Genomic DNA, 24,966 nt, shown 5'->3' on the forward strand with positions numbered 1-24,966 from the left:
ATCCCCAACCCCAACCCCATCCGAGATTGGCTTGGTTTACATCTACTTGTTCTCTTTCTTTGGTTTGAATGCTTACCCAAAAATCGGGATTGTCACTTTTTGTAAATCCTCTTGATTGTAAGTTTTGATCAATTGCTCTGAGAATTCTTTTTTTGTCCAGGTCTGAAATTTCAACTTTATCAATGCTGTTTTTGTGAAAAGCATAAGTTTTAAATTGACTGAATTCTACGCCTTTGTCATAATCCGAATAAACCCTTACAGAGCTACAGGAGGCCAAAATCAAAAAAGCGAATAGCGGAATTAATTGTAACGTTTTCATAACTTAATTTTTAGTTGGTTAATCTGTAAACGTTTTATTTAGCTAAATAATGAATCATCTACACTATTAGGGATGGTAACTTTTAATAAAGGTTGCGTTTCCATGGCTCTTTTAATAGCAAATATGGCTCCTTCATTTCGAGCCCAATTTCTTCGGGCGATTCCGTTATTGACATCCCAAAATAACATAGATGTTAATCGACGTTCACTGTCTTTAGTGCCATCAAGAACCATACCAAATCCCCCGTTTATAACTTCTCCCCAACCTACACCGCCACCATTGTGAATAGATACCCATGTGGCTCCTCTAAAGCTGTCTCCGATAACATTTTGTATGGCCATATCTGCTGTAAAGCTGGAACCGTCATAGATGTTTGACGTTTCGCGATACGGTGAATCGGTACCTGAAACATCGTGATGGTCTCTGCCTAAAATTATGGGGCCAATTTCATTATTGGCAATAGCATCGTTGAACGCTTTAGCAATTTGCATTCGGCCTTCGGCATCGGCATACAAAATTCGGGCTTGTGAACCTACAACAAGTTTGTTTTTTTGAGCTTCTTTAATCCATTTGATGTTGTCTTGCATTTGTTGTTGGATTTCTTCGGGTGCTGTAAGAGCCATTTTCTCCAATACTTGGCAAGCTATTTTGTCTGTTTTAGCTAAATCGTCATGTGATCCTGATGCACAAACCCATCGGAAAGGACCAAATCCGTAATCAAAACACATTGGCCCCATGATATCTTGCACATAACTAGGATACTTAAAATGTATGCCATCAGTAGCCATTACATCGGCTCCTGCTCTTGAGGCTTCCAAAAGGAATGCATTACCATAATCAAAAAAGTAAGTTCCTTTTTGGGTATGTTTGTTCACGGCAGCAGCGTGTCTTATTAAGGTTTCTTTTACTTTCGTTTTAAAGAGTTCCGGATTTTTGGCCATCAGTTCATTTGATTCTTCAAAAGTGAGCCCTACCGGATAATAGCCCCCAGCCCATGGATTGTGCAGCGAGGTTTGATCGGATCCTAAATCGATGTGAATATTTTCTTGTTCAAAACGTTCCCAAACGTCTACAATATTACCCAAATAGGCTATTGATACCGTTTCTTTGTTTGCTTGAGCTCTTTGAACTCTGGAAACTAAGATGTCAATGTTTTCAACCACTTCATTAATCCACCCTTGCTCGTGTCTGATTTTGGTTATTTTGGGATTGACTTCCGCACACACAGTTACACAACCGGCAATTGTTCCGGCTTTTGGCTGTGCTCCACTCATTCCCCCAAGTCCGGAAGTTACAAATAAAGAACCTTTTGGGTCTTTTTTAATTTTCCTAAAACCATTTAAAACGGTGATTGTGGTTCCGTGCACGATTCCTTGTGGGCCAATATACATATAACTTCCGGCAGTCATTTGCCCGTATTGAGAAACTCCCAAAGCATTCATTTTTTCCCAATCATCCGGTTTGGAATAATTTGGGATAACCATACCATTTGTAACAACAACTCTAGGAGCATCCGGATTTGAGGGGAATAATCCCATAGGATGTCCCGAATACATTACCAAAGTTTGTTCGTTTGTCATTTCAGACAAGTATTTCATGGTAAGTAGGTACTGGGCCCAATTTTGAAAAACAGCACCGTTACCGCCATAGGTTATTAATTCGTGAGGATGTTGTGCAACGGCATAGTCCAAATTGTTTTGAATCATTAACATAATGGCTTTGGCCTGATCGCTTTTACCGGGATATTCTGAAATAGGCCTTGCATACATTTTATAGTCAGGACGAAATCGGTACATGTAAATTCTACCGTATTTTTCTAATTCCTCTCTAAATTCGGGTAATAAAACCGCGTGATGTTTTGCCTCAAAATAGCGAAGTGCATTTTTGAGTGCTAGTTTTTTTTCATCTTCAGAAAGTATATCTTTTCTTTTAGGAGCATGATTTATATGGGTTTCGTAGGGTTTTGGTGAGGGGAGCTCGTCCGGGATACCCATTTGAATTAGTTCTTTGAATGAATATTTTGATATTGTTTCCATTTTTGAGTAAAATTTTATTTTTTTTCTGCTTTGGTGAGTCCGGTTTTTTTATCAAATCCATAAGGGCAATGTTTACACCCACTTTTACAGCAGTATCCACGCTTGAGGTGAAATTTTTCGGTAAAACATTTGTATCCCTCGGGGGTGAAATAAAAATCTTCCCCTTCAATTAATTTATTTTCAGAATTTGATGTGTTCATAATTACAAAATTAGCAACTTTGCAACAAATGATAGTGATAGTTTTTAAATATTTAATTCCAAAAGGGTATAGGGGTTTTACTTTTTATCCTTTTGTGTTTTTAAAATACCCTTCGGATATTAATGATGCCGTATTGTTAAATCACGAAAAAATACATCTAAGACAACAAAAAGAGTTGTTGTTGGTGTTTTTTTTGTTGTGGTATTTTTTGGAATTTGTTTTCCGATTTATACAACACCAAAATATAAATAAAGCATACCATGCTTTATCATTCGAAAAAGAAGCTTACCAAAATGAAAAAGATTTAATGTATTTGAAAGGGCGAAAATTTGGTGAATTTCTTAACTACTTTAATACCTAATTTTTTTGATAACTATTTCTTGATTTTCCAATTGAATAACCAGTAACAGCGTGTTGTTGTTTTTTGAGAGCGAAGTAATAGTTAAATCTTTTGATTGGATTTTTTCAAAATTTGCCAGATTTTGTCCCAATATGTTATAAACCGAAACATTTTCAAGGTTTTCTAAACTGGAATAAATTGAAATATGTTGGTTTGTGAGAACCTTTACATTGTTTTCAAATACCATATCGTTTTGACTTAATAATTCGTTTTGATAGACCACAATAAATCTTTCATTGTGAGTTCCGGAAGTACTGTAAAAGGAATATGGACTGGATTTTAAGTCATGAATAATGTTCAAATAATTGTCAATTAAGAAGATGTCTTGTTCTTCAAATAAACCATCGGTGGCCGCAATTGCAATGGTATTGTTTCCTTCTTCAGGTGAGAAGTAACCTAAAGGAACACGATCTGTGCTGTCAAATGGGAGAGGACGACCCTGAATATTGTATTTTGAACCCTCTAAAAGGGAATAAAGCATCAGATTGTTAGACAAGCTGGTTTTACTGTCAAAATATTTGTCGTGTCCAATTGTTGCATTTTCAATATAACCGATTAATATTCGCTCTGAAGCTTGATTTTCATTAATAATATCAATCCAAAAACGATGACGTTCCAATTCTGAAATGGAATTGGATTGCGAGTTATTGTTGGGTCTGTAAAAAATGTCGTTGGTATAACTTGCATTTCTTAAGTGATTGTAAAAAGTAACGGTTCCATTGGCAGTGGGACCATCTTCCATTACGGCAAAGAAACCTTGGCCAGCACCTATAAATAGTTCGGCATCAGCTGTTGGACAGCAATTGGTTCCGGTGAATGTGTAGGTTAAATAATCTCCAGGGGAGTAATTGTATAAATAAGAATCATAAAAGGGGCTATTTATGATAGAGGGTAAAGTTCCGTGAGTCCAAATTTTAATATTCCCATCCAATAATGGGTTGTCTAAAAGAAATTGACTACCCCTAATTGATGAAGGGTATGGATTTCCTAAGAGATTGTAATTGTCACTCAAGTGAGTAATTTCTACACCGTTCAAACCGGTATGAAAAGCTGTATTGGTATCATTTCCTCTTGAAATTGATATTGAAATTGGGCCATTATTAGGCGTTCCAATAAAATGACTGGATAAAGTTTGTAAAGCGGATGAAAAGCTATTTGGAGATCTCATGATATATCCTTTTCCTGCTATCATATTGTGACCAGAAGCCCCAATCCAATAGCCTTGCCCTCCATTTGGGTTGTTGTAAGTAGTGTCCCAATAATACATAGGGCCTGGAGTCAAAGGGGCAGGTAATGAATTTATAATACAGTTGGCTACCGGGGATGACCAATATACATAATCAAGTCTCCGCACCAATGCATTTCTATTGTAGTTTATATTTCCTGTGTTTTGAGCATCTGTAAGTTGAATTAAGCTAGCATTGTTTTGAAAGTAAAAAAGGCCTGAGTTGGCAACATTACACCATCTGTCCAATGTTATAACATTGTTTGATTCTACAGTTAAACTCGCATTATTTAAAACTCTTAGGGTTCCGCCATAGGCTTGGTATTCAGATCCTGTTATGGAGGGGTTGTTTGCAGTTGCAGGAATTACTACACAATCGGTAAGTGTAGGTTTTCCTGTTGGAGTCCAATTTAAGTCTTTGTCCCAATCATTATCTACTGATCCATTCCAAATTTTTTCACCTGTAACGGTTACAGTAGTTTCTGCAGTTTCTATTAATGTTGTACCATTGCAAAGAGTGTAGGTAACTTCTGCAGTATAAATAGTGGTTTCATAAGGGCAAACTTCTATGATGTCTGTATTGCCTACCACATTACCGTTTGTACCACTTCCTTCATACCATGTTATTGTTGTTATTGAGTTTCCTGATGGAATAAATCTCCAGGCTTCTTGCGTTGCTGTCCAATTTGTGCTTAATCCGTTTCTGTTAGGAGCTACAGTTGCTAATGTTCCATTGGAATTTTGAATACCAATAATTGCATTTCCCCAATTCCAAACATCACTATACAAACTGGAATATGAATCTAGGTTTTTTTCTCTAACATAAACTTCAATTACATTGGTATTTTCGTAAAGAACAATCATACCGGTATATAAAATGGAGTTGTTGTTAAACATTGGCACGTCATTCCAACTGGCTACAAGAGCCCGACATCCGGTATTTAAAGTGATTAATTCCCAGCCCACTTCACCTCCCTCGCTTGGATCAATATCGTGATAAACTCCGTAAATAGAATTACCGAATAGACCCGAAGCAAGACTGGGTAGATTTGCATTAAATTCGAATCCGGAAGCATTACCGGCCAGTGAAGTGTTAAAAGAAATTATGCCGTTAGAACCAATTGTGCACGATTGATATGAATTTCCATAAAAGCAAAACTGGAATGGTAGATTGATTATCGGAGACCAAACATCATCAGCATTTACGCTAACAGGATTTTGTAAACATGAAAATTGGTAAGGAGGATTGTAATCTATGGATTCGACTGTGTAATTTGAAGTTTGTCCTAGTTGAAGGTAGGTAGCTTCAAGTTCTACACAGCTTGAATTGTCGTTGCAATTTTTTGGTGGAGGGTTTTGACCGTTTAAACCTAGCCCTCCTGAAATTACACTAGGGCAAGCATTAGTTGTAGTACCTTCTCCACTTCCGGGTGTGCAAGGTGTTGTACAAGTTCTCGATAGTGTAAAAGAGCCCGTTGTTGAAGAGGAGGAACTGTAGTGAGAGATGTAGAGATAATATTGAATTCCGATTTGACTCGTAAAGGTTAAAGTTTCACTCGAACCCGATCCGCTTTGATCTACACAAAATAGATTTTGTAAAGTACCACAATTGCCATAGGATAATGCCATTTCAGGATCGTACCCCGAACTGGGTAATAAAGTAAGGGTTGTAATAGAACCGTCTCCTGTAAAAGTATACCATACTCCATAATTACTCATACTGCATCCTGTATTGTGAATAACTTGATTTGCATACGAAGTGGTTCCGTTTAAATTTATGGTGTCACAGGATAATTCGATTGCATTTATGCAAAAATTATTTTCAGGAGCAGAAGGAGCTATGCCTTGTAGTGTTACTGTGAGACTCCCACTGGTTTGATTTGTTGTGCTGCAATTGTATCGGTTTAATTGGATTCTATAGTTTCCATTTGTTGGAGGGATGAAATCTAAAGAAGCAGCTGTACCAGTACATGCCGGACCATTGTCATCATTATATCCTAAGACTACAGTGCCGTTTTCATTAAAAACAGTAATTTGCGTGTCAAAAGTTGAGCCGCAATTGGATATTCTGTATACCATTGATGAACTCATGTTGGTAACCATAAAATTTCTTCTCCCCCCATCGTTTGACGGTGGCGTGCAGCTAATACTGTTCCCTATAACAATTGGAGCCGCCGTAGTACAATGTGTGGTTGTTGTAAAAGCAGCACATTGAGCGTTGGATTTTAAAGTGGTTAGAAAGAATACCCAAAAAACAATAACAAGCGGATATGAAAAAAAGATACCCCAAATTTCTTTTTTCATGTGAATTAAATTTTTACTAATGTATTAAAAAAAGTAAATCACCACTATTTATTTTTATAAAATGTTAAAAAAATAGTGATGATTTAAAAAAAACGAGCAAAGGGTGTAAATTTTAATAATTAACCAAACAAGTTTAGGTTAATAAATTTTCTTTGTTACAATAATTTTCTCTGATGTAAGAATTTGTAGCATTAAAACTTGATCGGAAATTTCATTCAGTTGAATGGATATGGCGTCATTATTTATGTTCTTCAATTCTTTTAATAAACGTCCTTGAATATCGTATATTTTTATTTCCTCTAAAGTAGTATTTGCTTTGACTTGAATAGTTCTTAAGTCGTCTTTGTATGCCGTAATTTGAGTGGTAGTATTTTCCGACAAACTTAAAGTTTCATTTTGGAAAATCAATTTAAATCGGTTGGGATGAAAACCGGACTCAGACTGAAACTGATAGGGAGCTGTTTTTAAATCATGGGTAACATTTAAAAATTCATCTTTGAGCCATACCGATTGGTTTACAAATAAACCATCTACATCTAAGATTCCAATAGTGTGAGTTCCCGCTTGTATTACATTTATTGCCAATGGAATCCTGTCGGTAGAACTAAAAGGAAGACCTTTGGCTTGAATGGAATATTTGTAGTTTGAATCCGTTGAGAAAATTTGTAATGTATTACTTTGCGTTTTTACAGCATCAAAAAACGGGTCTTTTTCGTTACTTGCTCCATCTACATAACCTATCAATATGCGGTCACTTTGACCGGATAGATTGTAAATATCAAGCCAAATTCGATGCTTTTCTATGGATTCGATATTAAATTCACTTTCAGAATTAGTGGTATTTCGGAAGAATGTACTGTTGGTGTACGATTTGTTTCTTAAACTATTCGAAAACTGAACTTCTCCGGAACCTGCAGGACCATCTTTCATTTGAACAAAAAAGGATTGTCCGGATCCAATGAAAAAATCAGAACCAATTGCGGGGCAGCAAGTCATACCGGTATAATTGAAAACCGTGTAGTCGTTTGGAGAATAATTGTAACCAAAACTACCGTAGAAAGGACTGCTTACTAAGTTTGAAGGCGATAACCCATGAGTCCAAAATTGTAAATTCGTTTCAATAACGGAATTGTTATCAACTATAAATTGACTCGCTCTTATAGAAGAGGGGTATGGATTTCCAATTAAATTCCAGTTGTCACTTAAGTTGTTTATTTCAACCCCATTTGTGCCTAAATAGGGGGAACCTGTATAAGGACCTCTATAAATGGTTTTAGAAATAGAACCGTTGTGAGGAGTGCCGGTAAATGTGGCCGTAAAAAGTGTTGGATTAGTTAGACTATAACTGCTTGGAGCTCTCACAATATAACCTTCAGCAACATTCATAATCTGACCAGATGCAGAGACCCAATTACCATACCCATTATTTGAATTTGCCAAAGTTGGATTCCATTTGTAAATAGGCCCCGGAGCTGGGTTTAAAGACATCGAATTGACAACAAAGTTCTTAACCGGGGAAGACCAATATACATAATCTAATCGTCTAACTGATGCATTTCTCTTGTAAATAATGTTTCCAATATTTTGAATATCGTTAATTTGGACTAAGCTAGAGTTGTTTTCAAGTTGGAAAATCCCATTGTTTTCAACGTGAACAATATCTGTAACGGTCAAAGAATTACCGGATTGAATGTTTAAGTTTCCGGTTTCTTTTACTCTTAAGTTTTTTGCCAAAGCTTGATAGTTTGTTCCGCTAATAATTGATTGTGTTGGGATAACTACACAATTGTCGGCAGTAGGTTTACCCAGAGGTTTCCAGTTATTGTCATCGTCCCAATTTGGATTGATATTTTGGAATACTTTACTATTGTTTGTAACATTAACATTTTGAGAAACAGTACACCCATTAGCTAATGGGACATTGGCTGTGAAAGTATATGTTGGATTTTCCATTTGAGCCAATGTAGGCTTTACATAAACTTGATTGGCTTGTGTTCCAGATACATAAGGAATACTGCAAGCTGCATCAGTAAATGCATTTACCGGAGTATCGCTTGTCCAAGTAAAAATAGGTAATAAGGGTTTGTAGCCATACACTTTAAAATCGTCCACTGCTACACCATCACACCATTCCCCGTAGTATCTGATTCTAATTCTAAGGTTTGCCTGATTCAAATAACCGTTTAAGTTAAAGTTCAAGGTTTCAAATCGAGTTCCAAAACCGATATCTTCGTAGTATGTGTTTAGTATGGTATAATTTGTTCCTCCATTAGTTGAAATTTCAACGGTTAAGAAGTCGGCTGTGTTATTTGTATTATTTGTAAAATATCTAGAATAATAGCATCTAAATGAAAGAAATAGACTTGTAAAATCACTGGTATTAATTACAGGAGATACCAATGCGTTATGAATGCGGTATTGGGTAGTTGCATTTTGCATACCCACATCAGAGGTGGCCATAACAAATCTATTGGGTCCAAACCCAGATGAAATGGCAGGGAACCAAACTTGTTCTGCGGGGATAAATGTACTGGTTCTGGGTTGCCAAGCAGTTTTGTTATTAATAGTAGCTGTATAGCTTAATAAATTTACATTACTAAAAGTATTAAGTCCGTTTTCAAAATCTTCATTAATTAAAAACACTTCTTCTCCATCTCCTGTTGCTGCTAAAGAGATAATGGTTTCCTCACCACATACCACTGGATTTTGGGGTGATATGGTAAGTGTTGGGAGCGATTTAACCAAAGCGAAAACTTCTTTTCGACTGGTAGATTCACATGTTCCGTTAAAAGTGCTTACGTAGAAAGCTGTTGATGAAGATAAAACAGGAGTAGTCCAAGAACCGGATGTTGTAGTTGCCAAAAGGGTACCACCTGTTTCGGCATTGTACCATCTGTACTCTGTGGTACCACTTGAACCCGTCACGTTAAGTGTTGCTGTTCCATCACCACAAGTAAATCCATTTGTTATAGAGGTAATAAATGAGTTACAACGAGCAATTACATTTATGATATAGTCTTCGGTTTCTCCATAATTGGATATAAGACCACATGCAGAAAACGTATTTGTATTGTAAACAGCACGTACCCTAATTCTATAGTTTCCTGGAGCAACATTTGTTGGGATTATAAATCCAAAAGTAGAAGATGCGGTTAAGCTAGACCCAGTATTGAATACTTCTTCTCCTGCATCTGAAAATACTCCGTTTTTGTTCCAATCTACCCATGCTTTAATCCCCACTCTAGCATTCGTTTGAATATACATATTTAAACCTTCGCCTTGAGCTTGTTGGGTAATATTCGGAAGTCCGGTGAAATCTTGATATCCGTTTGGATTTGTTGAAAAAGTTGAAGTATTGGTTACATCATTTAAACTTCCTTCAAAACTCACTCGGTTAATGTAAAGTAAACTCGCATCATAACCACTTCCAATTGTTGCACTACAATAATTGGCATTCAATGTGGTAACCGTTGATGTTAAAGGTGAATTAGTTAAGTATAAGGGTCCACCTGTACATAGATTGTTGTATGAAAAAACAAACACATGGTACAATGTGTTGGTGTTCAACCCGTTTATGGTAAATGATGTATTGCTGTCAATATCCGCAACGATATTCCCGGTTCCGATAGTTTGACCTATGGTATAGGTTGTGCCATTAACCGGATTAGGGATAGTGCCCGTTGTGTTATAAACAACTAAATAGGAATTGGCTGCGGCGGCTTGAAATGTACCGGTTACAGACGTACCCGAAGCTACAATTTGTAGAAGTGTAGGTTGGGTAGCTGGTGTTGAACAAGGAGGTGGAGTTATTAAATTCACTGTATAATCTTCAGTTTCACCAAATGTTCCTGACATCGTACAACTCATCGATGAAGTAACAGTAAGATTGTAAGCATATCTTACTCTCATTTTAACCAAGCCATTAGCGGCAGTTAAAGGGATTGGTATTGATATATTAGTAGTTGAATTTGGTGCCATTGCATTACTAATCAAGAAGAATTCTCCAGGGTCTGTAAATACGCCATTTTGATTAAAATCAAACCAAACTCCGGCACCATGATTTCCGGTTCCGGGTCCAACACGAAGTTGTAAATTATAGGCTACTCCTTTAATTAAAGTTGTAGTTTGAGTTCCGGTTGCCGGATATATTGTAAATCCTCCAGTTGAACATAATGAAGTATTGTCTAAAGTATTAATAACTACTCGATTGATATAGTCGTTTGCCGTACAGTTTAAATTTCCTACCGGAGCACAATGTGTTACACAGTTTGGACCAACTGTCGTAGTAACAGTTACATCTGAAGAAACACTGCCACAATCCCCATTGGTTATTGTCCACCTAAAGACGGCAACTCCATTTGTTGCTAAATCAGTAATGGATGTGGTTGGACTATTTGGGCTTACAATGGTTCCTATTCCGGAAATACGCGTCCATGTTCCAACACCAAAAGAAGGTGTATTTGCATTTAATGTGGTTGAAGTTGTACAAATTGGTAAAGATTGATTGCTTCCAGCATTTGCAGTTTGACTGGGACAATTGAATGTTATTCTAACTTGTCCATTTCCACCAATTCCCCCAAAGCGATCTCCATTATTAGTTCTCAAGCCACCACCGCCACCACCGCCGGGTACTTGTCCTATATTTCCCGCTCCTTGGTTTGTACGGCCATTACCTCCAATGCCCCCACCGGTTGGTGGAGTAGGAGCTATGTTTGATGTTGAATTGGAACCGTCAGCACCCGTTCCTGCAGAAGAACCTCCACCACCACTGTACGTAGCTGTTCCGTCTGCACCCGTTCCACCAGAATAAACGACATCTCCAATACCCATATTCTTATCACCACCAATTCCGCCAGTTTGTGTGTTGTTTAAAACGCTACCACCTCCTTTAGCTAAAATGGTTGTAGCATTTCCAAACCAAGAGTCACCACCGGGACTTGTGCTATTTGAGCCCAAGCCAACCGTAACAGTATAACTCGTATTGGGGATAACGGAAATGACTTTTCTGGAATAGGCACCACCGCCACCGCCACCAGAAGTTCCGTTTGAAGTTCGGGTTCCACCTTTTCCACCGCCACCCCATACTTCTACTGTAACGGAAGTAACACCTTCCGGTGCTATCCAGTTACCGGTTGCAGAATAAGTTACTGTAGTTTGGCCTATTAGTTTATCAGGCAAAACGGAAAAAAGCAATAAAAGGATTAGACTTTTAAAGATATTAGAAACGACGGTTAACAAGTAGTTTTTTCTCATATTGGTATTGTTTGGCTTGTAATTTGGGTTGTTTTTGACTGTAGATTTCAAAAACATAAAGTAAAATTATTGGACTAATTTATTTTAACTATTTTTTAACGGTAAAATGTAAAAAAAATCGATTAAATGCATCAAATTAACTTTTTTGGGTTGTTTTACGAGTAATAAATCTTAAAAATTGAAAAAATTTAAATTTTGGATTTTTGTGATTTTTGTCTGTGAAAGATATTTTGGTTATATTTGAATCATCATACTATGAAGATTATGAGAAAATTAGACTTCTTTTTGGGTTTGGTCTTCGTTTTTATTACGTATCAATCCTTTGGGCAACTTTTTGTTGGTGCAAATAGTTATTTATATGTTGCGGATCAGTATTTTACAGTGGTTCAGAATATAAATTTAAATTCCACAGGTCATATTTACTTGCGAAACGACAGCCAGGTTTTACAAAAGACAACATCAACCTCTGCTAATTCCGGTTTAGGGGTTCTGTCTGTTTTTCAAGAAGGAACTGTAAATAATTTTCAATACAATTATTGGTCTTCCCCCGTTGGGAGTGTTGGTGTGGGGTCGGGAAATCTTCCTTTCCGAATAACACAACTCCATCAGCCCGCAACACTATTAACTAGTAGTCCCGCAGTAATGATGTCAAATTCTGCTTTGGATGGATTAGCCAATCCTTTATCTATAGCTCGGAGATGGGTATATAAATTTTTAAGTTCTGAAACCTATTCGGATTGGTTGTATGTTGGTGTTGGAGGTATTGGTGCCGGAGAAGGATTTACTATGAAGGGTACTTCCGGTACAGATAATACATCGGTATTGGGTGTTGTTAATAATCCCGGAAGTCGTCAAAGATATGATTTTAGAGGCAGACCCAACGATGGTAATATCTCCATTTCAATAGTTAACGGAAAATCTACTTTAACCGGTAATCCGTATCCTTCGGCTATTGATTTACGTCAATTTTTAGTAGACGGATATAACGGTGGTGCAGGACTTATAGACGGAACAGCTTTGTTTTGGGAGCATGATAAATCAGTTAATTCTCATATTCTTGCTGCTTACAGAGGGGGGTATGGTGTTTATAATGGAACAACCAATTTGTACACTCCCGCCACTTTCTATAATTATGACGGTGCCGGAAACCAAACTACAGTTGCAAGTTCTCCCATGAATTATTATGAGAGAAGATTTTCGCCAATAGGACAAGGATTTATGTTGAGAGGTATAGCAACCGGAACTTTACAAATGCGAAATACCTATCGTGTTTATGTAAAAGAAAATGTATTGAATCAGTCACAGTTTGAAAGAAATTCAAATATACAGCAAGTTTCTTCTACCGATGAATTTTACGATGCAATACCTAATGTTGCTAATATAGATTATACCCAAATTAGTAAATTACCAACACCTCATTTAAAAATCAATACATTACTCAACAACCAAGCTGTAAGACAAGTTTTGCTTTGCTTCATGGATGCTGCAGTTGATGGTTTGGATGGAGGTGATTCTAAATCTCCTGATTCAGGTGGAAATTTGCCTTTTGATACTTATTTTTATTTGGCTAATGATGAATACGTTCATTCAACTACAAGTTTTGATATTACAAAACGATTCCCGTTAGGTTTTAAAAATACTTCGTCAGCTGTTTTTAAAATTCAAGTTGCAGAAATGGTTAATTTCTCACAAGCAGATGAGGTGTATTTGCATGATAAAGTTACAGGTTTGTATCATGATATTAAAAATCAGGCCTACGAATTTGGAATAGAGCCGGGGGTTCATAATGATCGTTATGAAATTACTTTTTTATCAACCCAATTAAGTCTAGATGAAAATGAACCTAAATCCCTTCAAGTTATCCAAAATAATGAATTAGCTCAAATACAAATTTACAATCCTAATAGACTTGAAATTCAAAACGTAGCCGTTTATGATTTATCCGGGAAATTAATCTTAAATCCAAAAGAAATAGGAAATTTGGTTCATTCTCAGATAGCAACGCAATCCTTAAGCGATGGAGTTTATATTGTTCATATGATTACTTCTGAACAAAAGAATCATGTTCATAAAATACAAGTATTGCGTTCTAAAAAATAAGAACATTTCTTTTTGGGAAGATTCAAATTGTAGTTGTTGGTAGAATAACTACCTTTGTTTTATGCCAATTTATTCTGAAAATCAATTTATTTTTCAAAATTCAAATGGGGTCTCTCTTTACATCAAAAGAGAAGACTTGTTGCATCCTGTAGTTTCGGGAAATAAATTTAGAAAATTAAAATACAATATTTTAGAAGCAAAATCTCTTGATTGTACCACTATAATTACTTTTGGTGGGGCCTATTCCAATCATATTGTTGCAGTGGCTTATGCAGGAAAAAAAGCGGGTTTAAAGACTATTGGTATCATTAGAGGTGATGAAATAGAAAAGGATGTAGAGTTAAATCCTACCCTAAAAAATGCTAAGTTATTTGGTATGGAGTTGGTTTTTGTGTCGAGATCGCACTACAAAAACAAACATGAATCGGAATATGTAGACGAATTAAAAGCAAAATATGGTTCATTTTATTTAGTTCCTGAAGGAGGTACAAATCATTTTGGAGTAAAAGGTTGTGAAGAAATTTTAGAACCTACAGATACGTTATTTGATTACATAGCTTGTTCAGTTGGTACCGGTGGAACGATTTCCGGACTCATTAATTCTTTGAAGGAGCATCAAAAAGTTTTGGGATTTCCGGCTTTAAAAGGTGCATTTATAAAAGAAGATATTCGTAAATTTGCCAAAAACAATCAATGGGATTTGATTTCAGATTACCATTTTGGAGGATATGCAAAAATTAATTCCGATTTAGTGCGTTTTATAAATACGTTTAAATCCGATTTTAATATTCCCTTAGATCCGGTTTATACAGGTAAAATGATGTATGGTTTGTTTGATAAAATAGAAAAAAATCACTTTCCTGATGGTTCTAAAATATTAGCTATACATACCGGCGGATTACAAGGAATTGAAGGGATGAACTTGAAATTAGAAAAACAAAAATTACCCAAATTAATCTAATGAATTACAGAATAATATTACTTGTTTCCATGGTTTTCTTGACTTCATGTTCCAGTCAAAAACCAGTTGTTAGAACAACCAAAAAACCTACTTCTACAACACGTACCACTTCTACAAGTGCTTCCAATAGGACAACTAATACTAAATCTACAACAAAATCTACAAATTCTACAACGAGTGAAACTCGAGAAACACAAGTTTTGGAAGCTACCACTTCGTTGAAAGTTACCACTGAGGTAGTGCTTAAATATATAGAAGATTTTAAGGATATTGCCATTGATAATATGAGACAGCACGGTATTCCGGCGAGTATCACTTTGGCTCAAGGTATTTTAGAATCGGGTGCAGGTTTAGGTTCTTTGAGTATGAGAGCTAATAATCATTTTGGAATTAAATGTCACAAGGAGTGGAATGGGCCTAGTGTTAGACATGACGATGATTCAGAACAAGAGTGTTTTCGAAAATATGACCATCCGAGTGAATCCTACAGAGATCATTCCCTTTTCTTAACCAGTAGAAGTAGATATAGTTCCTTGTTTTCGTTACCCAGCACCGATTATGTGGCATGGGCTAAAGGACTAAAAGCAGCCGGATATGCCACAGATGTTAAATATCCCGATAAGTTAATTAGTTTGATTGAACGGTATAAATTGTATCAATACGATATAGCTTCCGATTCGGTTAAAAGAACTTCAAATTCTGTGGCTTCCGATAAAAATTCAACTGCAGAATATGTTGTGGTAAAGGGAGATACGCTTTATTCACTTTCCAAAAAATTCAATATATCAGTATCCGATTTAAAAAAGAAAAATAATTTGAGCTCAGATTCATTATCCGTTGGACAAAAATTGAGAGTTCGTTAAATCCGTTTGTAATATTATGTTATACCAGAGAAGTAGTTCTTTGTTTGCCCATGCTGAAAAAGTAATTCCCGGCGGAGTCAATTCTCCGGTTCGTGCTTTTAAAGGAGTAGGAGGTACACCCATATTTGTAAAAAAGGCCAAAGGGGCCTATCTTTATGACGAAGATGGGAATGTATTAATCGATTATATCAATTCATGGGGTCCTATGATTTTAGGACATGCTCATGAGGCTGTAGTTCAGGCTATCACCGAAGCAGCCAAGAACGGAACTTCGTTTGGTATGCCTACTGAGATGGAGACTCAAATAGCTGAGCTGGCCATTTCTATGGTGCCAAATATTGAAAAAATCCGATTTGTAAATTCAGGAACCGAAGCTTGTATGAGTGCTATCAGATTGGCAAGAGGTTATACCCAACGCGATAAAATCATAAAGTTTGCCGGTTGTTATCACGGTCATTCCGATTCCTTTTTGATTCAAGCCGGTAGTGGTGCCAGTACATTTGGAGTGCCAAATAGTCCCGGTGTTACCCAAGGAACTGCAAAAGATACATTGTTGGGACGTTTTAATGATTTGGAGCAAGTAAAATCTCTTTTTGCCAATAATCCAGAGCAAATTGCCGCATTAATTGTAGAGCCTGTAGCAGGAAACATGGGTTGTGTGCCACCACTTCCCGGATTTTTAGAAGGTTTACGTTCTCTTTGTGATGCAAACGGAACGGTATTGATTTTTGACGAGGTAATGACTGGATTTAGATTGGCTCCCGGTGGTGTTCAAGAGCTTTTTGGTATTCAAGCGGATTTAGTATGTTTTGGAAAAGTTATTGGTGGTGGTTTGCCAGTTGGAGCCTTTGCCGGTAAAAGTAAAATAATGGATTATTTAGCTCCTATTGGGCCCGTTTATCAAGCCGGTACATTATCGGGTAATCCATTAGCTATGGCAGCCGGGTTTTCTATGTTAACAGAGCTCAATACCAACCGACAAATATTTCAAAGTCTCAATGAAAAAACGGCTTATCTTGAAAACGGAATACACAAGGTTCTACAAAAAAACGGATTGACTTACACGATTAATAGAGTAGGCTCAATGATTTCGGTTCATTTTTCTTCGGAACCAGTAGTTGATTTTACTTCAGCTCAAAAAGGAGACAATCAAATATTTAAAGATTTTTTTCATGGCTTATTAAATGAAGGAATCTACATTGCTCCGTCAGCCTATGAGACTTGGTTTATTACAGAGGCATTATCATATTCAGATTTAGATAAAACCATTGCAGCAATTGACAAAGTATCAAAAACGCTTGTATAAAAAAAAGTCCCGTTTAAACGGGACTTTTTTTATGGTTTATATTCTGTTAATCGAATAAATAAATCTGTTTTTTGCTTGAGCGTATCTCTCTGAGCATCGGTTAATCCACCCATTAATTTTTTGCCATATTGCGCATATAATTCGGCTCTATTAGCTTCAGGTGCATTTGCTACAGCTTCGTTACGCATAACCAACAATGTCATCAAGTCATTCTTAAATTCCGGAGTAATGTCTATTACTTTCATAATATCACTCAAGTCTTTCAATGCAGACTCTCTTAAACTTTGTTCTTTAGTTTGAGTTGCAGAACCTGTATTTGATTGTGCATTACTTTGAATTGTAAAAGCTGTGCATAGCAAAAAAGCAAATAGTATTTTTTTCATAATAATATACCCTTTAAAATTTAGATTAAGCGAATGTATATTATTTTAAGAAAACAACAAAATATAATTTCATAATTTTATTTTCTAAACTGATTTTCTCTTTTTTGATTTTTGGGTCTGGATTTCATTTTTTCCTTATTCTGAGCCATTTTTGATTCCCATTTTGTAAATTGTTCAGGAGTCAGAATTTTTTTCATTTCGGCTTTGAATGCGATTTGATTATCTAACATTTCATTTTGTAACTCAAATTTTTCATCTGCCGAAAGGGATTTGTTTTCAGCTCTTTTTTCCTTTAATTCATTTTGCTTTTTTTCTCTTTTTTGGGCTTGAGATACCAAAACTTTTTTTAATTCTGTTTGTTGCTTCGTAGTTAGATCAAGATCTAAAGTTAATCTTTTGGTTTGCAATTCAACGCGTTGTTCAACGGTTAATTTTTCTCTTTGTGAATTCCCTTTTTTAGTGCTGGATTCAAGTTCCTGTCCGATTGTTGTAAATCCGGTGATAAAAACCAGAATGCATACGATTTTTTTCATGATTGATAATTTTTAGGTTATAGCTATAAGACCCAAAGAATATCTAATGGTTTAATTTCTATTATAAAAAAAAGAACCTGAAAAGGTTCTTTTGGTAGATTTTATATTTTTAAATAGCCGTATCGTGCAGATGATGTGCCACATCTTGACCTAACCAAATAGGAGCCGTCTGATAGCGGTATGGCAAATGAAGTATCCAATTCAAAGCAATGTGCTTTGGTTCCGCCAACTCCTGCATTGGGGATGTCAAAATTTTCAATAAGGTTTCCAGTTGCATCATAAGTATGCAATACTGGGATTCTGGATTTGTAGGGTACACGAATTACCCCAGTATTTAAATCTATTGTTCTGTTAAAAATGATAGACAATTTTTGGTTTCTTAAAAAGTACAAACCACTAACAAAATCTCCATTATCATTTATGGTATCCGGTTCCGGATTGTTGATGTTTTTTAGCCAATCTAAATTACCATCAGCCAAGTTAATCATAACTACAGTCATTCCGTTACTACTAAATTGGTATTCATAACGGTATTCTAGAGGTTTAGAAGGGTCTGCAGAAGGTAAACGTTTGGTGTTTTTCTTTATTTGGTCATAAATAACCCATGCCTTTCCTTGGTCAAGTAGCACTTCTTTTAAAAAGAAACTTTTGTATTTTTCGGTGTTTATAGTTTTAAAATAATCTTTAGCACCGGTTTGAGCATTAAACTTACCTACAACAAGTCCGTTCGAAGGAGAAGATTCGCCATATTTTACACTAAAAAAACGGGCACTATCCGAGAAAAATCCATTCAAATAAAAATTGGTGTCGTCAAAAGTAATTTTGTACTGATTGATTTGAAGGTAATCAAATTCTAAGTTTAGTGGGTGTTCTATTACTTTAGTATCATTTGAGTTCCAAAAAAACAAAGACATATATGGCTTCATTTTGGGTAAGTCAATGTTTTTTACTAGTACTACATTACCGGAATTGGAAACATATAACGTGTGATCACCGGATTGTTTAGACGAGAAGGGAAATTCGTATTCGACTTCTTTAATAACTTTAAATTTTGAATCTAATAATGTTAAAGCTATTTTTTGATTTACTTTTTTATCGTAAGATGGTTGCTTTAGCACCACATAAAATTGTTTGTTTTCTGAACGAGCAATAAAAAAATCTCCGCTGTTAACTCCGTTTTTTGCTGTAAAGGATGTAACGAGTTGAGGTTTTGTAGGGGTTCCCGTATCAAAATTTACTTTTCGGAAAAACAATTCATTTTCTCTGGATTCTCTATTGAATTCGCTTAAAAATTGAACTTGCTCTCTACCCGACAAATAAAATGTATTCACAATGGTAAGCATATTGAGTCCCATAACAGGTTGGCTTACCGATACATTTTTGGTGTCGTCAAGTTCGAAATCATCTTTTGAGTCGTAAATGTCAACAAAAATATCCGTATTGAAAATTTTGCTATTGTAAATTGACCTGAGTTTAAACAGTTTTGATCCATCAAAATAATGCTGAACATCATGTTCAGTTTCATTTTCAATTTTAGTAGATGTTTCTTTCCATTGAAAAGTGGGTTTAGTTTGGCTAAAACTTGTAAATGATAGTAAAAACAGACAAAATAATGCAATTCTACTACTGTATTGTTTTTGAAATTTCATATTTTCTGTTTTTTTATTTTCCTAAGTATTCAACTTTTTTAGAATCTCCATCAACTTGAATTTTAATCAAGTTGTGTTTGGCTAATCCTTTCATCGCAGCATCCCATTTCTTACCACTTAAACCGGATTGTTCCTTAAGTTGGGCAAGCTCGCACAAGTTGTTTCCTTTAGCCAAGTCGGCTATGATTTTTTCATCTTCCGTTAATTCAATAGCTTTTTTTTCCGGTCTCATCTGTGGGAAGAAAAGTACTTCTTGTATGGATTGATTGTTGGTTAAAAACATTATTAATCTATCCATTCCAATACCTAAACCAGATGTAGGAGGCATTCCGTATTCTAGAGCTCTAAGGAAGTCGTTATCTATAAACATAGCTTCGTCGTCTCCTCTATCGGCTAATTTTAATTGTGCTTCAAATCGTTCTCTTTGGTCAATAGGGTCATTAAGTTCGGAGTATGCGTTGGCGATTTCTTTTCCACAAACCATAAGTTCAAACCGTTCGGTAAGTTCCGGATTATCTCTGTGAACCTTACACAGCGGGCTCATTTCTTTGGGATAGTCTGTAATGAAAGTAGGTTGAATAAAATTACCTTCACATTTGGCCCCAAAAATTTCATCAATTAATTTTCCTTTACCCATAGAATCATCTACCGGGATTCCCATGTTTGTTGCGGCAATTCTTATTTCTTCTTCGGTTTTGTCTGAAATGTCAAAACCGGTGAAGTTTTTTATGGCATCTGTCATGGTTACTCTTGGATAGGGAGCTTTAAAACTTACTTGGTGTTCACCAAAAGTTGCATCTGTAGTTCCATTCACAGATATAGCACAATATTCTAACAGATTTTCGGTAAATTCCATCATCCAATTGTAATCCTTATAGGCTACATAGATTTCCATGGCGGTAAATTCCGGATTATGAGTTCTATCCATACCTTCATTTCTGAAGTTTTTTGAAAACTCATAAACACCATCAAATCCACCTACAATAAGTCGTTTTAAGTACAGTTCGTTTGCTATTCTCATATATAATGGAATATCTAAACTATTGTGATGAGTAATAAAGGGTCTTGCTGCGGCTCCGCCCGGTATAGATTGTAATATTGGAGTTTCTACTTCAAAATATCCTTTTTCATTGAAAAAGGTTCTCATTGCATTGAATAATTTTGTTCTTTTAACAAAAACTTCTTTTACCTGAGGATTTACAACTAAGTCTACATAACGCATTCTGTATCTGAGTTCAGGGTCGGTAAAAGCATCGAAAGTATTCCCTTCGGCATCTGTTTTAGGTAAAGGCAAAGGTCTTAAAGTTTTACTCAGGAAGGTAAAATGGGTAACTTTAATGGTTTTTTCGCCAACTTGTGTTGTAAACAGTTCTCCTTCAACCCCAATAAAGTCACCAAGGTCAACCAGTTTTTTGAAAACCTCGTTGTATAAAGTTTTGTCATCTCCAGGACAAATTTCGTCACGATTAAAATACAATTGAATTCTTCCGGTACTATCTTGTAAGGAGGCGAATGAAGCTTTACCTTGAATTCGCGTACTCATTATCCTTCCGGCAACACAAACCTTTTTCCCTTCTGTAAATTGGTTTTTTACGGTTTCAGCTGTATCTGTAAGTGGGTATTGATTAGCTGGATACGGATTGATTCCAAGATTTCTTAAAACCGTTAGTTTTTCACGTCTGATAATTTCTTGTTCGGAGAGTTGCATATTTTTTTATTAAAGGGGCAAAGATAAAACTTTTTTAGTAAGTGTCAATCTCCTTTTGGCTATAAACTGGGTTTGAGAACCACTAGTTAAATGAGTTTATTTTCAAATAGGTATAATTTAAAATGCTTAATTTTGCAATTCAATATCTACTTATGAATCGGGATATATTTTTTAAGGATTTGGGAATTAAAGATTACAAAGAAACTTGGGATTATCAAGAGCAATTGTTTCAATCTATATTGGATGTCAAAATAGGCAACAGAAAAAACGGAGAGGATAAAAAAACTCCAAATTATTTTCTCTATGTAGAACATCCCCACGTTTACACTTTAGGCAAAAGTGGTGATTTTACAAATTTGCTGCTATCAGAACAGCAATTAAGAGAAAAAGAAATTTCATTTTACAAAATCAATAGAGGTGGGGATATAACCTATCATGGTCCCGGACAAATTGTGGGTTATCCTATATTGGATTTAGAAAATTTTTTTACAGATATACATAAATATCTTCGACTTCTTGAAGAATCTGTAATTCTCACTCTTAAAGATTATGGATTAAAAGGAGAACGAAGTGATGGAGAAACCGGAGTATGGTTGGATGTTGGAACCCCTTTTGCCCGAAAAATTTGTGCTATGGGAGTTAGGGCTTCACGTTGGGTAACCATGCATGGATTTGCATTGAATGTAAATGCCAACTTGGGTTATTTTGATCACATTATACCTTGTGGCATAAAAGGTAAAGCTGTGACATCTTTGAATGTCGAATTGGGTGTAGATATCGTAAATATGGATGAAGTGAAGTTGAAAATTAATCAACATTTTTCAGATTTATTTGAATCGGCTTTTATGCCCTTATAATCACAATCCAAAATCTATTTTAAGTTGTTCTGGGAGTTGTTTGAAACTCAATCTGTGGTATTTGGTGAGGCCGTATTTGGCAATTGCTTCCCTATGTTCTTTGGTGGGGTAGCCTTTGTTTTGTTTCCAATTATACATGGGATACTCTTCGTGAATGGTTTCCATGTATTTATCTCTGTATGTTTTGGCTAATACAGATGCTGCTGCTATACTCAAGTATTTGGAATCGCCTTTCACTATAGTTTCGTGTGAAATATTTTCATAAGGTTTAAATCGATTTCCGTCAACAATTATAAATTTTGGAGAAATAGAGAGTGAGGCAATGCTTATATGCATGGCTTTTATGGATGCGTTTAAAATGTTAATTTGATCAATTTCAGCGGGTTCGATGTGGCAAAAACTAAAGGCGACCGATTTTTCTTCAATTAGAGGTTTTAATTGCATTCTGGTTTTCTCGGATAACTGCTTAGAGTCGTTGAGTTCTTCAATATAGAAATCTTGGGGTAAAATAACGGCTGCAGCCGTAACCGGTCCGGCAAGACAACCTCTTCCGGCTTCATCTGTACCGCATTCAAGTTCTTTATATTTGTAGTAAGGGAAGAGTTTGGTTTTGGCTTTCAATTTCATTTATTTATCCCAAATGTACTTTTAATTATTAAAGTCGCAAAGATTTTTTATATTTGTTTCCCAAATTTGGGTTAATACAATGTTAATCCTGATTTTAAAATTTTCCAAAATACGTATTTTAGCAATAAAAAAAATGATGAAAAGAAAAATTACTTTGCAATCAATTGTCGGATTGATGTTCCTTTTTTCTGCTTTTACCGTTTGTTCTCAAACGGCACAGCAAAGAGAAAAAATTATTCAAGAAACAGATGTTGAGACTTTAAAAAATTTACACCAACAATTTTTGCTTCAAAGCAATGAGTCAAGAGAAAAAGCTTTACAATTAGCAGTTGAGAAAGGTTGGCCTGTTACATATGTAACAGAGCAAGGTTCTTATGCTGAACTGCAAGGAGTTTTGGAAAATGGTCAACCATTGTATTATGTTACCTATAATGTAGGTGCAGCAGCGACATCAAAAATAAACAGACTCAACACTGGGGGATCATTAAATCTAAACCTTGACGGTCAAAATATGATAGTAGGAGTTTGGGATCAAAATGTGCCTTTAAATGCTCATCAAGATTTTGGAGGAAGATTGATTACATTAGATGGTTCCTCGGTAGATGCTTCGTTTCATTCTACTCACGTAACGGGAACAGTTTTGGGTTCGGGTTTGACTAATGCCTCTTCAAAAGGAATGGCTTCACAAGCGGCCGGATATGTTTTAGATTGGACAAATGATTACGCTGAAATGGCTTTTGAAGCTGGTTTTGGTCTTCTTGCGTCAAATCACTCCTACGGTCAAATTGCAGCTCAATTGCCCTTATTTCAATTTGGAGCCTACACAACACGTTCTAGACAACTTGATGAAATTGCTTTTGCAGCTCCTTTCTATTTGTCAGTTCACGCGGCGGGTAATGACAGAAATGATTTGAATCAAACTATCAATCCAACCAAAGGAGGTTACGATCTTATCAATGGAAATAAAACTTCTAAAAACACTTTGGTTGTTGCTGCAGTTAATCAAGTAACTAATTACACCGGTCCTTCAAGTGTTAATATTGCTTCATTTTCGAGTTATGGGCCAACAGATGATAATAGAGTTAAACCCGACATTTCGGCAAAAGGTGTAAATGTAACTTCTACTTCAAATGCAAACACCTCTGCACATGGTATTTCAAGTGGTACTTCTATGGCAGCACCGGTTGTTACAGGTGGCATTTTGTTGTTGCAACAGCATTATAGTAATCTTAATAGTGGGGCCTTTATGAGGTCGGCCACATTAAGAGGGTTGGTGTTACATACTGCCGACGAAGCAGGACCATGGGATGGTCCGGATCCCATGTTTGGATGGGGGCTTTTCAATGCAGAACGTGCAGCTCAAACTATTACAAATAGGGGTTCAGGTCTTTCAATTATAAATGAGAGAACTTTAACACAAGGTCAAACTTACACTAAAGTAGTGACTGCCTTGGGTAATCAGCCTTTGGTGGCTACCATTTGTTGGACGGACCGAGCTGGTGCTGCAAATGGTAGTGTTGTTGATTTGACTACTCCGGTTTTGGTAAATAATTTAGATATACGAATTACAAAAAACAGTGAAACCTTTTTTCCATGGCGTTTAGGTGCAACTCCAACTGAAGCAGCAGTACAAGGGGATAACAATGTTGATAATATTGAGAAAATTGAAATTCAGAATCCAACAGGACAGTATACCATTACGGTTTCTCATAAAGGTAATTTAACGGGAGGTTCGCAAGACTATACAATAATAGTAACCGGAATTGATGAAAATTTAAGTCTAACTTCGTTAGATGCTAGTGATTTTGCAATTAGTCCAAATCCGGTTGGTGATTCGTTCTCTATTAATACAAATACTTCATTATCGGTAGACGAAATTTCGATTTTTGATATTCAAGGAAGAATTGTAAAACAGGTTTTAATTGACAGTTCCAGTCTATTTTCTGGTGAATATTCAATTGATTCTACGTCATTAGTTTCAGGGGTTTATTTAGTTCGTATTAAATCTGGAGATAGTTTTGTCACTAAAAAAATTGTAAAAAAGTAGTTTCAAAGCTCTTTTTTATTTAACGGTCATAAAATGACGGAAAGGATTTTTTTCTTTCCGTTTTTTTATTGATATAATTTTAAGAGAAAAAAATCGCCTAATTCATACGTTTTTTAACTATTTAACGGGTTAATTTAATCTGTTGAATGTTTTTTTTTAATAAAAAATTAATATATTTGCCCAATAACTAACTCA

17 protein-coding genes are annotated in these 24,966 nt (G+C 35.8%); 7 read left to right on the forward strand and 10 right to left on the reverse strand.

Annotated elements, in window-relative coordinates; translation table 11 throughout:
• The 3 genes from V7M80_RS07345 to V7M80_RS07355 all read right to left on the reverse strand — a co-directional run.
• Nucleotides 1–319: DUF4136 domain-containing protein (locus tag V7M80_RS07345; RefSeq protein ID WP_333695127.1), on the reverse strand; the 319-nt coding region annotated here is incomplete at its 3' end.
• 38 nt (nt 320–357) lie between these two features.
• Nucleotides 358–2,355 (reverse strand): urocanate hydratase, encoded by a 1,998-nt coding sequence (locus tag V7M80_RS07350; RefSeq protein ID WP_333695129.1) that lies wholly within the window; start codon nt 2,353–2,355, stop codon nt 358–360.
• Between the two features lie 14 nt (nt 2,356–2,369).
• Nucleotides 2,370–2,555, reverse strand: a complete 186-nt coding sequence (locus V7M80_RS07355; RefSeq protein ID WP_333695130.1) for a DUF5522 domain-containing protein — start codon at nt 2,553–2,555, stop codon at nt 2,370–2,372.
• A 28-nt stretch (nt 2,556–2,583) separates the two neighbouring features.
• Here V7M80_RS07355 and V7M80_RS07360 point away from each other — a divergent pair, with 28 nt between their 5' ends.
• Nucleotides 2,584–2,916 (forward strand): hypothetical protein, encoded by a 333-nt coding sequence (locus V7M80_RS07360; RefSeq protein ID WP_333695131.1) that lies wholly within the window; start codon nt 2,584–2,586, stop codon nt 2,914–2,916.
• On the opposite strand, the gene V7M80_RS07365 is transcribed toward V7M80_RS07360, so the two are convergent.
• Both V7M80_RS07365 and V7M80_RS07370 read right to left on the reverse strand, forming a co-directional pair.
• The gene (locus tag V7M80_RS07365; RefSeq protein ID WP_333695132.1) at nt 2,906–6,484 is read right to left on the reverse strand and encodes a hypothetical protein; all 3,579 of its coding nucleotides are present in this window, start codon (nt 6,482–6,484) and stop codon (nt 2,906–2,908) included. The two genes, V7M80_RS07360 and V7M80_RS07365, sit on opposite strands and share 11 nt — an antisense overlap.
• A 138-nt stretch (nt 6,485–6,622) precedes the next feature.
• Nucleotides 6,623–11,737, reverse strand: coding sequence for a GEVED domain-containing protein (locus V7M80_RS07370; RefSeq protein ID WP_333695134.1), 5,115 nt, complete (start codon nt 11,735–11,737; stop codon nt 6,623–6,625).
• 264 nt (nt 11,738–12,001) lie between these two features.
• Between V7M80_RS07370 and V7M80_RS07375 the strand changes: the two genes are divergently transcribed.
• The 4 genes from V7M80_RS07375 to hemL all read left to right on the forward strand — a co-directional run bounded on the left by V7M80_RS07375 (nt 12,002) and on the right by hemL (nt 16,967).
• Nucleotides 12,002–13,837 carry a T9SS type A sorting domain-containing protein gene (locus V7M80_RS07375; RefSeq protein ID WP_333695136.1) on the forward strand — a complete coding sequence of 612 codons (1,836 nt, stop codon included), beginning with the start codon at nt 12,002–12,004 and terminating at the stop codon, nt 13,835–13,837.
• Between the two features lie 61 nt (nt 13,838–13,898).
• Nucleotides 13,899–14,798 (forward strand): 1-aminocyclopropane-1-carboxylate deaminase/D-cysteine desulfhydrase, encoded by a 900-nt coding sequence (locus tag V7M80_RS07380; RefSeq protein WP_333695137.1) that lies wholly within the window; start codon nt 13,899–13,901, stop codon nt 14,796–14,798.
• Nucleotides 14,798–15,661 (forward strand): glucosaminidase domain-containing protein, encoded by an 864-nt coding sequence (locus V7M80_RS07385; protein WP_333695139.1) that lies wholly within the window; start codon nt 14,798–14,800, stop codon nt 15,659–15,661. Before V7M80_RS07380 ends, V7M80_RS07385 begins: the two co-directional genes overlap by 1 nt.
• Before the next feature lie 16 nt (nt 15,662–15,677).
• On the forward strand, nt 15,678–16,967 hold the full coding sequence (gene hemL / locus V7M80_RS07390; protein WP_333695141.1) for a glutamate-1-semialdehyde 2,1-aminomutase: 1,290 nt from the start codon (nt 15,678–15,680) through the stop codon (nt 16,965–16,967).
• 29 nt (nt 16,968–16,996) lie between these two features.
• Here hemL and V7M80_RS07395 read toward each other — a convergent pair whose 3' ends face one another.
• The 4 genes from V7M80_RS07395 to lysS all read right to left on the reverse strand — a co-directional run bounded on the left by V7M80_RS07395 (nt 16,997) and on the right by lysS (nt 21,240).
• Nucleotides 16,997–17,350, reverse strand: coding sequence for a hypothetical protein (locus V7M80_RS07395; RefSeq protein WP_333695143.1), 354 nt, complete (start codon nt 17,348–17,350; stop codon nt 16,997–16,999).
• A gap of 77 nt (nt 17,351–17,427) precedes the next feature.
• Nucleotides 17,428–17,883 carry a Spy/CpxP family protein refolding chaperone gene (locus V7M80_RS07400; protein WP_333695145.1) on the reverse strand — a complete coding sequence of 152 codons (456 nt, stop codon included), beginning with the start codon at nt 17,881–17,883 and terminating at the stop codon, nt 17,428–17,430.
• A gap of 101 nt (nt 17,884–17,984) precedes the next feature.
• Nucleotides 17,985–19,532, reverse strand: a complete 1,548-nt coding sequence (locus V7M80_RS07405) for a hypothetical protein (protein WP_333695147.1) — start codon at nt 19,530–19,532, stop codon at nt 17,985–17,987.
• A 13-nt stretch (nt 19,533–19,545) separates the two neighbouring features.
• The gene (gene lysS / locus V7M80_RS07410; RefSeq protein WP_333695148.1) at nt 19,546–21,240 is read right to left on the reverse strand and encodes a lysine--tRNA ligase; all 1,695 of its coding nucleotides are present in this window, start codon (nt 21,238–21,240) and stop codon (nt 19,546–19,548) included.
• Between the two features lie 152 nt (nt 21,241–21,392).
• On the opposite strand from lysS, the gene lipB reads away from it, so the two are divergent.
• On the forward strand, nt 21,393–22,097 hold the full coding sequence (lipB, locus tag V7M80_RS07415) for a lipoyl(octanoyl) transferase LipB (protein WP_333695150.1): 705 nt from the start codon (nt 21,393–21,395) through the stop codon (nt 22,095–22,097).
• On the opposite strand, the gene V7M80_RS07420 is transcribed toward lipB, so the two are convergent.
• A complete protein-coding gene (locus V7M80_RS07420; protein ID WP_333695152.1) occupies nt 22,098–22,724 on the reverse strand; it encodes a ribonuclease HII in 627 nt (208 codons plus the stop codon).
• 133 nt (nt 22,725–22,857) lie between these two features.
• On the opposite strand from V7M80_RS07420, the gene V7M80_RS07425 reads away from it, so the two are divergent.
• Nucleotides 22,858–24,771 carry a S8 family serine peptidase gene (locus V7M80_RS07425; RefSeq protein WP_333695154.1) on the forward strand — a complete coding sequence of 638 codons (1,914 nt, stop codon included), beginning with the start codon at nt 22,858–22,860 and terminating at the stop codon, nt 24,769–24,771.
• Nucleotides 24,772–24,966 lie beyond the last annotated feature (195 nt).

The organism is Flavobacterium sp. (assembly GCF_036759525.1).
Taxonomy (GTDB): Bacteria; Bacteroidota; Bacteroidia; order Flavobacteriales; family Flavobacteriaceae; genus Flavobacterium.